The following is a 13385-nucleotide window of genomic DNA, read 5'->3' as shown; positions in this document are numbered from 1 at the left end:
GATCAGAATTTCTGGCGGATGCCCAGCTGAAGAATTCGGGCTTTGAAGTTTGCAAGTCCTGGCGTGGCAGATTGCAGCAGCCCCCAGTGGTTGCGTTGTTCGTATTGGTCAAAGCGCAGGTCGAGCGTGGTTTGAGAGGCCAGTCGCTTTTCGATTTTTATCCCTGCCGTGATTGCGCCAAAAGCGGAGAGCCGTTGGTCAAAACTCAGCGGGCTGATGCCCAGCTGCGTGCCCGCCGGAATTTGTGGTTGCGATGGTTGCGATGGATCAGGCGCAGAGAAAAAAGAGGCCTGGGTCTGACTGTAATGGCGCAGCAGCGGGGTGATGAACCAACCGTTGTCGAGAGACTGGCTGTATTCGCCTTGGAGCATGATGGATCGGATGGCAAAGCTGTCTTGGTGCAGGCGCGTGGAAAGGCGGAGTGTTGAGCCTGTGCTTGCAAAGTGGTGGTTCCATCGCAGGGCAAGCGAATTGGAGCGGCGCCAATCGGGACGCACGTCAAAAAATTTGTAGGGATCGCTCAGGTAGCCTCGGGCTGTATTGGCGGTCCAACTCATTTGCACAATGTCACGGGGCGAGATGACCAGTGTGGTGCTCAGCAGAATGTCTTGGGTGGTTTTGTGTTTGTCCGTGACCAGTCGGTTGACCGGGTTGATCGTGTCTTGGTTTTGCGACAGGCCGACTTCGATGCTGATGTTGCGGTCAGGCGTGGATTGCAAGAAGGCCAGGGATGCGCCTTGGGAGAGGTAGTCGTTTTCGGCTGAGCGCGTTTGCCCCAAAGTCCACTTTTGCAGGTTGTTGAACCAGGACAGGCGCAAATCGTGCGCTCTGCGCACATCGTGCACGGGCGTGAATGTGCGGGATTCGGTGTAATAGGCTGGGGACGCACCTGAGATGACGTCTACGGTTTGTGTGGCGTCCACTGCCAGGTTTTGAGGCAAGGGGAGTGTCACAAACGCGCTGCGTGCTTGGACGCGGATGCGTTCGAGCGGTCCTTGGGTTTCCTGGTAATTCATCCATTTGAGGCCGATGCTGCCTTCCAAAGGTGCAGTTTGTGCTTGCACGGTCAGGCAGGCCAAGGTGTTGCTGGCTGCCAGGGTTAGGCGTTGAACCCAAGGAGTCAGTTGCATCCGCACCCCCCAGCGCCGACGGCATGTCCACCCGTGCCAGCTTCACGGCTGAAATACACATGTTCGTGGTGTGCACTTTGGAGCGGGTCGGGTGTGAGAGCCATGTCGGGTTGCGCCAGAAGCTCTTTTTGCCAAGGCCGGACTTCTTGCATGAGTGTGCATCCACAAAGTGAGCAGGCGATGGTCAGCAACCCAAGCATGGCCAGGTGACTTTGGTGTGGTGGCGTTTGGCTCATGAAGTCCCCAGAGCGCGGTGAATGTCGATCTCGGTTTGGCGTGCTGAAGCCTGTGTGAATCCGCGGTGAGAAGCGACGATGTGGCCTTGTGGGTCAATCAGATAGCTCATGGGCATGGCTTGTACATCGTAGGCTTGGGCTGTTTGTCCTGTGGCATCCCAAAGGATGGGGAAGTGGGCGGGGTGACGCAGCAAGAATTGCAATGCCTTCTCGCGTTGGTTGTCCAGGTTGATGGCCATGATGCGCAAGCCTTGCGCTCCCCATTGCGACTGAAGCTGGTTCATCCAGGGAAAAGATTGACGGCAGGGAGCGCACCATGAGGCCCAGAAGTCCAAGTAGAGCCATTGTCCGCGCAGTGATTGACTGCAGCTGTTTGGCATGCGGTTACCCTGATTTTCCTCACAATTACCTGCGGAGTGGGGTGGTGGCGATTGCAGGTATGGCAGCTTGAAATCTGGCGCTTGCCTGGGTTCTCGAGGAGGAATGCTTTGCGTGTGCGCAAGACCGCTCGCGCCAGCGCAAGCCCATGTCATGATGGAGCGTCGAGTAAGGCGCTGCTCAAAGGGGGTCATGTGTGCCCACTTCCGTAAAGTGCGATGCCAATCAGATTGACGATGTTGTCGGATGTGGAAACATCGGTCTGGGGTGTGATACCCGAGAGCACACTTTGCAGGATGGGCAACTCAGATGTTCTGTAGTCCATCACTTCGGTGAGGTATTTGGCAACAGAAGTTTGTTTTTGAAATTGCAAAGCGGTTCCGCCCCAGTGCGGGTCAGAGATGGATTGGTTGGCAAGGTTGCCGAAAACGGTGTAAATCACATCGCCCACAGTCATACCGTAGTCAAGTGCATCGGTGATGTCCTTGATGGCGTTGGTTTTGTCCTGTGCAGAGGCGCTTGTCTTGACGATGTTGTTGACCAGTTTGTTGGCCAGTTGCGCATGGGTCAAGCTGGTAGCGTAGGTGTCGGTGAATTGGGTTTTGGTGGTGAAGATGTTGACAATGGTTTTGATGGACAGCCCATAGTTGTAGGCTTCTGACAGTTGGTCCATGTAGACGCCACCGGGTGCAGCTCCAAAAGCCACTACAAAAAATTGATACAAGCCGTCCGGATTGCCTACCCGAAATGTTTGAGCAGGTGTCGTGGTCAGGGGGTTGCCTGCCATGTCCGTGATCGCGGTGCTGTCAAACTCAATTTTGTAGGTGGTGTTGATTTGCAGCGGGCGCTCTCCCGACAGGCTCAGTTTGTTACCTTGGATGATCAGGTTCTTGCTCGTGCCCGAGAATGTTTCTGTTGTGCCTTTGCCCACGTTCGTCAGCTTGATTTGTCCATTGCCTGGTTGAATCGCTTCGTTCAACAAGAGCGTCAGCTGGGCTTCGGGCAGGATTCGGTTGTTGCTGGTGGCTGTGCCTATGCTTTGCAAGAAAGGCACAGTGCGGTCAAAAAAGAGGGCTGGCGGTGTGCTGGTTGTGCTTTCGGAGATGGCGTTGGCCGAGGTGGCGCCCAAGGTCACGGCTGAATCGCGAAAGATGATTTTTTCGATGCTGTTGAGGCTGACGCTGCCCAACTGGCCTTGCAGGTCGCTGAGCTGAAATTGATTGGTGTAGTCGGAATACCCCAGGTCGAATTGACTGCGTGGACCATCGATCACCAGCGTGTCAATACCAGCTTGGCCGTCGATCACATCGTTGCCGCCACTCCAGTGGATGGTGTTGTCCAGGGTATTGCCCCAGATCACATCGTCGTGGGGCGTGTCGTAGAGCCTCTCGATCAACGTGTTGTAGCCTGTAAAAATGTTGTTCCATGAGGCTGCGCCTGAGCTGTCGATGCCAGCGGACATGAAATGACCGGGCCGCAAGTCAAGGATTGCGCCGAGCGAAAGTGCCGAAGCGTCGAGCGTGTCATTGCCTCCAGCGTCTGTGAGGGTCTGCAGGAACTTGCCATCTGCGTTTCGCAGCTGATAAAAATTGTCTTGTACAGGCAAGGTCCCGGAACCAACGCCGTACAGGTATTGCAAGGCTTGCATGTCATAGGGCGCATACCAACTTTGCCAAAGGTCTGGCGAAGCGTTGGCGGAAGACATCACGGTGTAGGCGTTGTTGTTCCAGGCGTCGATCAGCACAGGGCCCGTGGTGCCATCGCCAGCTTGCCGTGGGTGTGAAAGACCCAGCGCGTGGGCAATTTCGTGCAGCAAGGCTTGCCATCCTTCCTGGCCTGGTGCGATGCTGCTGAGGGTGTCTTTGTCCATCCAGACATCGCCCAGTCGCTCGTCTGTGATGCTGCTGCCTGGTGTGTAGGAATATCCTTTGGTGGCTGATTGCTGGTTGGTGCCAAAACGCAATTGACCATAGCTGTCGCCGTTGTCTGCAACTTCTGTGAATTGAAGTCCTGTTTGGGTCTGGAGTTCTTGCAGAATGGCACGGACCGCTTGTTTGTAGCTTTCTGTTGGTGGTTCAAAACCTGTGCCACCTTGTCCGCCGCCGTAGCTGGGGAGGCCACTCATGAAGCTGTAGCTCAGCGAGACGGGTTGCCCCACTTGGTTGGCCCATCCTTTTTGCCCGGATGTCAGCAAAACGGCGGGGCCTACTTTGGACTGGTCTATCAGGTCCACAGCCTGGTAATGCGTGGTGATGCCAGCCTGGCCATCCCAGAGGTTGATTGCCTCTATGTTCAGCAGGGTGGCGGTGTAGCCGTTCTTGGTGAGACGGATTTCTTTCGCATCGGCAGAGACCTGCAGTTCATAGCTGCTGAGTGGGGCATTGGATGTGACGGTGTCGTTGCCACCCCGGCCATCTATGAGTGATGTGCCTTTTTGCCAAAAGCCGTTGAGCCAGATGTAATCTTCGGTGCTGCTGCCCAGAATCACATCGCCATTTCTGCCGGATGTGTGGAGGTTGTGGATGTTGACCAGCGTGTCTGTTGTCCCCCAGCCATCTTGAACCACACCTGTTTGAAGGTCAGCTTGTATGCCATTGGGTGAGTCCCAATAAACAACAGTTGGCCAAGGCTGATTGGTTTCGTTGACGATGCGGTCGTTACCTTGGCCAGGGTTGACGCTGACATTCGATTTTTGCAGGATGATTTCGTCATCGCCCTCCTGGGCAAAGACGGTGAACCATTGATAATCACCGTCGTCGGTGATGGTCAGTTTGTCGTTGGATTTGGTGAGCGTGAGATCTTTGCTCATGCGATGAACCCGACTTTGCGTGTGCTGAAGTTGGCCAAGTTGGGCAGAACGGTCAGCAGTTTTTCTTGTGGCACTCCGAGCCATGTGAGCAGTTCGCCTGCGACTTGGTCGCTGGAAATCTGCGGAACCCAGTAACCCCGTCCGCCCGGGTCACCGTCGTCCACCCCGCGCAATACAAGTGACGGAAAGTGCTGGCCCAGCATTTGGCCGCCCTGCACAGGTCCGCCAATGACCCACCAATGACTGCCCCAGGCGTGGTCTGAACCGCCGCCTGAAGCCGGGTCGAGTGTGCGGCCAAATTCGCTGGCAACCAAAACGACGACCTCCTGGTCCATGCCTGCGGCTTTGATAGAGTCGTCAAATGCTGTCAATGCAGCAGCCAATTCCGCAAGTTGCGTATCTTGGGTTTGGCTGCCGCTGTTGGTTGTGGCACCGCGTTGGTTGGTGTGGGTATCAAAACCTCCCCATTGCACAGAGAACACTTGGCGACTGGCACCAGCGGTTCGAAAGTAGTGCATGGTGCGGGCCAAAAACTTCAATTTTTTCCCAATGTCTGTGTTGGCAAAATTGCCAGACGGTTGAGGTGTGACTTGATCCACTTTGGCCAACTCAACACCGTCCAGGAAGGATGCCCTGAAGGTGCGAGCGTACTCTGCCTGAGCCTGATTTTCGGATTGCAAACGAGTCAATGATTCGATGGTTCTGGTCCATGGGTTGGTGTTGTCGAGCAGGTTGGCTTCTCCCAAATTCCTTGAAAAATTGGAGTTGGCCGCCACGAACCTGGACTTTTGTCCGGTGACCAGGGTCGAGCCGCTGCTGTCAAGCGCCATCAATGGTGCCTTGAATGATTTGTATCCGGCCATGGCCTCGATACCCCGACCACCCCAGCCACTTTGGTCTTCATCGCCTGTCCAGCCCATCACGGTTTGGACCTGTTCTGGGTGCGAGAACAAAAATGGGGGAAGTTTGGCTCGCCCGTTGAGGACATCCGATACGCTTGTAGGCTGCACCAGTGTGCCGGCATTGATCAGAAATGCCAGGCGCTTTTGCTGAAACAGAGGCATGAGGGGTGACAGTGCATTGTTGATCCCCATGCTGTGACCCATGTAGGAGCCGGCGAATGCAGTCAGGTCACCACTTCCTAATGCGATGCTGGGTCGTGCCTTTTGGTAGTCCTTAAAGGCTCCGTCTGTAGGTACGATGATGTCGTTGCCATCGTTGCCGCCGTTCAGGAAGATCATGACGACGGCCTTGTAGCCGCTGGGTTGACTTTGCGAGTTGGCCAACTCGGTCAGGCTCAGGCCAGCGCCAAGCGTGATGGCTGATCCAGCCAATGTGCTTTTGAGAAAATTTCGGCGCTTCATCGAATCACTCCGTATGCCGGGCTGCTCAATAGCAGTTGCAAGGTTCGGCTGGTTTTTTGCCAGGCTGGATTGCCGTTCATGTTGGTTTTCATGACGTTGAGCGCACCATTGCGCAATGTAGGTGACATGGCACCTTTGAAGAATCTGGCATTGATCAGATTGAGCAGGGCGTCGTCTGAGGTTTGGGCTGCAGTCAGAAAGTCCTGGACATCACAACCAGCATCCCTGTAAGGCTGAACTTCTTTTTCTTGCCACCAGCTCAGTGCACCGAGTCTGCGGTTGATTTCGTTGGTGGTCAGTAGTTTTTGTTCTGGTGATGGAATCAATGATTCGGGTGTTTTGTAGTTGGGAGAGGTGTAGCCAAATACATTGGGGGCCCGAAATGGATCCTGTTCCCATGCCCTGATAGCGACTGTTGGCTGATCCCAGTGCATCACGGCTGTTTTGCAGCCTAAACCTCTCAGCGTGTTGATGTGTTGCAGGAGTGGCTCTTTCAATTTTCCGACTCGAGGTGTCGATTTGGCGGGATCATCGGCTGTGCGTGCTTCGGGATCCAGCAAAATGGCTTTGACAACTTGTCCCAAGTCGCCTTGTGTCTGTTTGAATACTTTGGCTATGCGTTCAATATAGGCGGGAGTTGGATCGCTGCTCACCAGACTTTGAATGAGTCGGCGACTGACAAAAGGGGCTGTGTTGGGGTGGTTGACCAGTATGCCCAGTAGGCTTTCGAGATCTTGCTGCAGGGTTTGTCCGGCTGGAATGTTAGAGCCCATGATGGTTTTGGCCCCAGCGTCATGCGCATTCGTGGGCCATTTCTTGGCGATCATGGTTTTGCCCGCATTCATCCAGTTGGTTGAAGGCAGATTGGGCTCCCATGCCAGTGACCATCCTGATAAAGCCTTGGTCGCATTGACGACATCGATTTGGGTGTAGGTCTCAATAGGGGTGCCGTTTGGCGATCTTTGAGTCGAGCCGTCCATGTTGAGTTTGACCAAACCGACACTGAACAGTTGCATCAATTCGCGTGCGTAGTTTTCATTGGGTTTGCTGGCTTCGTTTTGTTCGTTGTTAAGGAACACCCCCATGACCGGGTGGAGTGTGACCGCGCGCAGCAGGTCTTTGTAGTTGCCAAGCGATTGCCGCTGGAATGTATTGAAGTATTCCGTTGTGGGGTAGGGGCCAGAGTTGACGGGGATGTAATTGAATAGAGCCCAGCTGACTCTTTGTCTCAGTTGGTCGTTGCCGCTTATGCTCAAGTCGTAAAAGCGGCGTGGGAACCAATTGTTGGCCTGTTGCTGAGCCGCTGCATTGTTGTTGTCGTAGTCAATGACGTAGTTGGGTGCGTTGAGTATGGAGATCGGTTGTGCCAGTTGTTGGTTGATCCATGCTTCCGGTCCTGTTTGCCTTACGCGTTGAATCTCTGTGGGTGTTGGCCCCCAGCTGGCTTGTTCCAAAAACCGTGCCGCTGCATAGACGCTGGTGTTGAGAGGGGCACTGTCCGGGGCATGTACTTGTCCGCTTGAAGGTGCAAAGGATGCGCCAGGATTGTCTGATGTGGGGCCTCCGCAAGCGGAAAGAACCAGGAAGAGCATCCAGAGCCATGGTTTTATTGCTGTGAGGCAGGTGTGCATTTTGGGTTTGTCTTTCTGTGATTTCAACCTGGAATCACCAACCATGGTGCGTGACCCGCAAACTCGTCAGTCAAACTTTGGGCGTGTAATGCAATGCCGATCAGTTGAGCAGTGCTTTGCGTCGTTGATGTGTCACTCTCGGCCGTGATGTGCTCTAGCAGAGATCGCAAAACACCCACATCTGTCGTGTCCAGGTTCAATGTTTCCGTGATGTAGCGCGCAGCATTGACTTGGTTGCCCATCAGTCGAGCCGTTCCACCCCATTCGGTGTCTGCTGGACTGAATTGGGCCAGGTTACCGAAGACGTTGAATATCACATCGCCCACACTCATGCCATTGTCGAGAGCGGTCTGGATGTCTTGTGTGGCACGGGCTTTTGCTTCATTGGTTGCACTGCCTTGAACGATGTTGTTGACCAATGTTCTGGCCAGTTCGCCGTGCTCCAGGTGGAGGGCGTATACATCCGTAAATTGAGATTTAGTGGTGAATATGTTGACGATGTTTTGGATCGATAAGCCGTGATTGAAGGCTTCGGCCAATTGATTCATGTAAGTCACGCCAGGTGCAGCTGCAAAAGCCACAGCGAAAAATTGGTACAGCGATGCGGGGAGGTTTTTATAAGAAGCGTGGGTTGTTTGACTTAGCCACGCGTTTTCGGTCACCAACCAGACACCATCATTGAAACGGATGCGTTCGATTGAGCGGAGCATGTCGGATCCCGTGGTGCCTAATTTGTCCGTGATGCGCAAGGCGCTGCCTATGGGTTGCAATTCGTACTGGGTGTGAGGACCATCGCAGCTCAACCAATCAATTCCTGCTCCACCCAGGTATTCGTCGTCTCCAGGCTGTGTGGGGTACAAACGAGGCGTGTCCAACGATATCAGCTTGTCGCTGAATTGAACTTTTTCGACATTGATGAGTTGCACGCGGTCGGCATAGGCGCTCGCAGAGGAGACTGCATCGATGTATGTGGCGCTGCTGTCTTGAATCAGTCGAAATTGGCTTGACAGTCCGACCACCACTACCGTGTCCATGCCTGAGCCGCCATCGACATAATCCCAGCCGCCCAGTGGAAATATCCAGTCGTCCTGGTCGGAGCCCTTGATCAGTTCGAAGGATTTGTTATTGGGTGTGCCATAGATGTTCGGCATGATTAATTCTGGAATGGGTTTGAGACAGTCGATCTGTCCGCAATTGCACACCGATTTTGTAACTATTCGGTGTCAAATTCTAGAATTTGTACGGGAAAATTGCAATCATGTTTTACCCTTGCTGGCAGAAGCAGGGGCATGAGCTTTAGGGGGATGGCGAATTTCCAGCCATCCATTTACCCGGCTACTTTATTTGACGGTGATGGAAATGTAGGCAGGTTCGCTGCTGTATTGCCCATCATTGACCACCAGGCTGAACACATAGACACCCACAACGTCGGCCACAAACGCGGTTTTGGATCCACTTGTGCCCAGCAACCCCGCCGTGCTGGTGGCTGGTTTGTAAGCCAAAGCCCAGTTGTATGTGAGTCTATCGCCATTCGGATCGGTGCTGCGTGTGCCGTCCAGTGCGATGCTGGTACCCAAGGCCGCAGAAAAATCTGTACCGGCATTCGCTGTCGGAGGCAAATTTCCACTGCTGGCGGTGATGGTCATGACCGCGGGTTGGCTGCTTGCCTGCCCATTGTTGACGGTCAAACTCAGAACGTATGTTCCGGTGACGTCTGGTTTGAATCTGGGGTTAACCGTATTGGGGAGTAGCAGCGCGGCAGCGGTACTTGCGGGGGGACGGGAAACCAGTGTCCACTGGTAGCTGAGCGGAGCATTGTTCGCATCGGTGCTGCCAGAGCCATCGAGTGTCAGGGCATCGAGGGTCGTGACATTGAGATTGGAGCCCGCATTGGCCACTGGAGGCTGGAGTGTCGTTGAGGCATTGACTGAAACGTAAGCCACTGCGCTTGGCAATACGCCGTTGTTGACGATCAGACTGAAGACATACAAGCCTGATTGATCTGCTGTGAAGCGAGGTTGTGGAGTGGTGTCGTTTATCAGCGATGCGTTGCTATTGGTGGGCTTGGATACTGTCGTCCATTTGTAGGTGAGCGGGTTTCTGTTGGGATCGCTGCTGGTGCTCCCGTCCAGTGTGACCTGAGCGCCTGTGATCACGAATTGAGAGTTGCCAGGCTTGGCTGTTGGGGCCAAATTGGCGTTGGCAGCAGTCACTGTGGTGTAGGCTGTAGAGCTGTTGAGCCTGCCATCGCTCACAATCAGGCTGGCCACATAGCTGCCACCGATGTCAGCCTGGAAGGTGGGTTTTGCTGAGGTCGAGTCCGACAATCTGGCGTTGCTGAGTGAAGGTTTGGAGACAAAAGTCCAGCTGTAGGTGAGCAAGTCGCGGTTGGCGTCACTGCTTGCGCTGGCGTCCAGAGTGACAGTGGTTCCAGTGAGTACATTTTGATTGCTGCCAGCAGAAGCCACAGGTGCCACGTTGGCTGTCGAGGCGTAGATGGTTGCAAATGCGTAATCGCTGTCGATTTGACCATCGTTGACACGCAAGCTGATCAGGTAAGTTCCTGCTTGGTCTGGTACCAGGCTGGGTTTGGCTGTCGTGGCGCCTGTCAATCGGGCGCTGCTGCCTTGTGGGCTCGCTGTGATCGACCACAGGTAGGTGAGTGGGTCGCGGTTGGCATCGCTGCTGGCGGTGCCGTCAAGTGTGACTGACGTGCCAACAGTGACAGATTGGTTGGGGCCCACCACTGCAACGGGTGCAGAGTTGGTCGTCTGTGCATTGACTGTTACGTAGCTCAGCTCACTGAGTGCTTTGCCATCACTGACTTGCAGGTTCGCGACATAAGCGCCCGCTTTGTCTGCAATAAATGTGGGTTTGACGTCGTTGGATTTTGTCAGAGTCGCGGTGCTCCCTGAGGGGCGAGATACGAGTTGCCAGTTGTACGTGAGCGTATCTCGATTGGGGTCACTGCTGGCGCTGCCGTCGAGCGTTACAGATGAGCCGGTAATGATGTTTTGGTTGGCACCAGCGTTGGCTGTTGGTGGCACGTTGGTGGTAGATGCCGTGACCGTGATGATGGCAGGTGTGCTGTCGGATTTGCCGTCGTTGACGATCAAGGTGATGACATAAGTGCCAGATTGGTCTGCCACAAATGTCGGTTGTATGACATTGGTGAGTTGCAGTTTGGCGTTGCTGCCTGTGGGGGCTGATGTGAGTGACCAGTGGTAAGTCAATGATTGACCGGTGCTTTTGCTGGCATCCAGTGTCACAGTGGCGTTGAGTGCGACATATTGATTACCGCCAGCATCTGCAGTGGGGGTCTGCTGTGCTGATGTCTTGTTGCAGCTGCTGGAATTGCCGATGAGATTGCCGTATGCGGAAGAGCATGAGCTTGAGCCACCTCCGCAAGCGGTCAAGAGTGCGGTGATGCAGATGGCAATGTTTTGATTAAATCGGCGCATGGCATTCACTTTCAGCGGCATTCAGCGTAAGTCACTTTGACAACCGATTGGTAACTGAAGCCCTTGCCTGTGACAGCGTCAACACCCACACCAACGAATCCGCCTATCAGAGCATTGCCGACCAGGAAGCTGTTGATGTTTGCATTGAGTTGGGTTTTCCCGCCTTTGAAATACGGTGATTGACATTGCACGCGCAAGCTGCTGCTGTCCTTTTGAACGGTTACATTGCCAGGTGCATTCATTTCCCACAGGCCTTTGTCGTTTTCAAGGCTGCATTGGGCGGGAACGGCTTTGCCGTTGCATGTGGCGATCACACGGATGGTTTGGACCTCGCTGTCGAGCACGGTAGCGCATCCTGTCAGCAGGATGAGTGCAGCCGCTAGTACAGAAACCTTTTTCATAACCTCTCCGGATGACTGACAAAATCCACCAGGATCAGCAGCATTCTTGGGATTCGGCACGGGGACGCTTAACTTGAGCGCATTTTTGGGGAATTCGTGCTGTTTGATTTCGAGGACTACATAATGGCGCTGCTTTTATTCACACGCTGTCAATGACTTCGCCTTCTTTATCCCGCTCAACCAGTCCGGTCGATGTAACCGGAACTTTGGCCATAGATGCTTTGCTGAGTGGGTATAAGTGGAGCTCTAACGGGTCGGCGACTCAGTTAAGTTACAGCTTTCCCTGGATCAATGGTGCTGTTGCGGTTTTCAGTGGTTATGACGGGGCCAGTTATTCTTCCAATGGCGAGGCAACGGCAAGCTCGCATTTCGGGCTCAATGCCACGCAGCAACTAGCTGCAATTGCTGCATTGCAGGCTTGGGCATCGGTTGCCAATCTTCAGTTCACGCAAGTGGCGGATACAGCCACCAATGTGGGTGATATTCGCTTTGCTTTTTCTTCGGCCAGCAGTTTGGCGAATAGTTGGGGGTACGCTTATCACCCTAATTCTTACTGGCCGTCAGCAGGGGATGTATGGATCAATGCGGACAATGCCAATTTGACAAATTGGTCTTACGGCTCTTACAACTACGAGGCACTTCTTCACGAAATTGGCCATTCTCTGGGTCTTAAACACCCTTTTTCCGATACACCAGTATTGCCTGCAGGACTGGACAGCCGTATTTACACGGTCATGTCCTACACCGACCCGGAGCATGACCTTTTTGTCAAGGTCACCAAGACTGCAGATGGCGGGGCTTCACTCTCTTATGTTTATGTCAGACCTGAAACGCCCATGCTGCTGGACATTCAGGCCCTGCAGTTCATTTATGGAAAAAATAACAGCTACAACGCCAGTGACACCACTTATGAATTTGACCCGGCAGTACCGTTTTTCAAAACTCTTTGGGATGGTGGGGGGGATGACACCATTTCTGTGGCGAACTTTAAAAAGGGGTGCCACATTGACTTGAATCCGGGTCATTTTTCAAAAATCACGATTGAATCGGATTCGACCGCAGGCTACAAGTGGAATACGCCTCCACTGGTACCCACTTATGATGGAACCGATGCCTTGAGCATTGCATATGACTGCATCATTGAAAATGCCGTGGGAGGGGCTGGTGATGATGTCTTGGTTGGCAATGGTGTCAATAACAAGCTCACTGGTGGTGGAGGCAATGATGCTCTGGATGGAGGGGATGGTGTTGATACCGCTGTCTGGGGAGCGAAAGCTGCCAATTACCAGTTGAGCAAAATTGTAGGTGGGTGGTCTGTCAAGGACAAAACGGGCGCAGAGGGTACAGACATCCTTGTCAGTGTTGAGCGACTAAGGTTCACAGACAAGACCGTCTCCATTGAGTCTCAAGCTCACGGCAGCTATGCCGACCTGCCCGTGGGCTTGTACCAGTTCTTCATCACCGCCTTCAACGCAGCGCCGGGCGTGACCTACATGGACCAGCTCGCTGCAGCGTACCGGGCAGGCATGTCGGTCAAGCAAATCGTGGATGTGTTCACGACCAAGTCGCAGTTCACCGATGTGTACCCCACCAGTTTGAGCCACGGCCAGTTGGCGCAGGCGTTGGTGAACAACATCGTCAAGACGAGCGCCAGTGACGTCACCAAGCAACAAGCGGTCAAGGACATCACCGATGCCTTGGATTCGCCTGGCTGGACTGTTGGTAGAGTGATTTATCAGGTGTTTGGCAACCTGGCCAATTTCTCGTACAGCGACCCCGAATGGGGCAACACGGCCAAGCAGTTTGCCAACGAGATTGCGATCGCAAAGATGTATACAGATACATTGGGTCAAAATTCAACGGAGATGAGTACGCTCAAGAGTGTGATAACCCCCGTATCCCATTTGACCGATGCGTCTACTTATGAGCTGCAGATTACGCTGATTGGACAAGCTTTGCTGGCTTGAATTTCGAC

10 protein-coding genes are annotated in these 13385 nt (G+C 53.8%); 1 reads left to right on the top strand and 9 read right to left on the bottom strand.

The genetic code is table 11. The features are described from left to right. Positions 1-2: 2 nt before the first annotated feature. The 9 genes from IC609_RS04010 to IC609_RS03970 all read right to left on the bottom strand — a co-directional run bounded on the left by IC609_RS04010 (position 3) and on the right by IC609_RS03970 (position 11410). Positions 3-1130, bottom strand: a complete 1128-nt coding sequence (locus IC609_RS04010) for a DUF3570 domain-containing protein (protein ID WP_191818148.1) — start codon at positions 1128-1130, stop codon at positions 3-5. After that, positions 1121-1234 (bottom strand): DUF4266 domain-containing protein, encoded by a 114-nt coding sequence (locus IC609_RS04005; RefSeq protein WP_232844233.1) that lies wholly within the window; start codon positions 1232-1234, stop codon positions 1121-1123. The genes IC609_RS04010 and IC609_RS04005 overlap by 10 nt, the downstream gene beginning before the upstream one ends. Positions 1235-1362: 128 nt before the next feature. Next, on the bottom strand, positions 1363-1899 hold the full coding sequence (locus IC609_RS04000) for a TlpA disulfide reductase family protein (RefSeq protein WP_191818902.1): 537 nt from the start codon (positions 1897-1899) through the stop codon (positions 1363-1365). Between the two features lie 35 nt (positions 1900-1934). Further along, the gene (locus IC609_RS03995; protein ID WP_191818147.1) at positions 1935-4553 is read right to left on the bottom strand and encodes an Ig-like domain-containing protein; all 2619 of its coding nucleotides are present in this window, start codon (positions 4551-4553) and stop codon (positions 1935-1937) included. Beyond that, positions 4550-5917 carry a DUF1501 domain-containing protein gene (locus IC609_RS03990; RefSeq protein WP_191818146.1) on the bottom strand — a complete coding sequence of 456 codons (1368 nt, stop codon included), beginning with the start codon at positions 5915-5917 and terminating at the stop codon, positions 4550-4552. Before IC609_RS03990 ends, IC609_RS03995 begins: the two co-directional genes overlap by 4 nt. After that, positions 5914-7548, bottom strand: coding sequence for a DUF1800 domain-containing protein (locus IC609_RS03985; RefSeq protein WP_191818145.1), 1635 nt, complete (start codon positions 7546-7548; stop codon positions 5914-5916). Before IC609_RS03985 ends, IC609_RS03990 begins: the two co-directional genes overlap by 4 nt. Before the next feature lie 23 nt (positions 7549-7571). Continuing rightward, positions 7572-8699, bottom strand: a complete 1128-nt coding sequence (locus IC609_RS03980) for a hypothetical protein (RefSeq protein WP_191818144.1) — start codon at positions 8697-8699, stop codon at positions 7572-7574. A gap of 189 nt (positions 8700-8888) precedes the next feature. Continuing rightward, the gene (locus tag IC609_RS03975) at positions 8889-11030 is read right to left on the bottom strand and encodes a PKD domain-containing protein (protein WP_191818143.1); all 2142 of its coding nucleotides are present in this window, start codon (positions 11028-11030) and stop codon (positions 8889-8891) included. Further along, entirely contained in the window at positions 11021-11410 is a 390-nt protein-coding gene (locus IC609_RS03970; RefSeq protein WP_191818142.1) for a hypothetical protein, read from the bottom strand. Before IC609_RS03970 ends, IC609_RS03975 begins: the two co-directional genes overlap by 10 nt. Positions 11411-11562: 152 nt before the next feature. Between IC609_RS03970 and IC609_RS16205 the strand changes: the two genes are divergently transcribed. Beyond that, entirely contained in the window at positions 11563-13377 is a 1815-nt protein-coding gene (locus IC609_RS16205; RefSeq protein ID WP_191818141.1) for a M10 family metallopeptidase, read from the top strand. Positions 13378-13385: the final 8 nt, after the last annotated feature.

The organism is Limnohabitans radicicola (assembly GCF_014837235.1).
GTDB classification, from domain to species: domain Bacteria; phylum Pseudomonadota; class Gammaproteobacteria; order Burkholderiales; family Burkholderiaceae_C; genus Limnohabitans_A; species Limnohabitans_A radicicola.
This window is presented reverse-complemented; position numbering and strand designations above follow the sequence as displayed.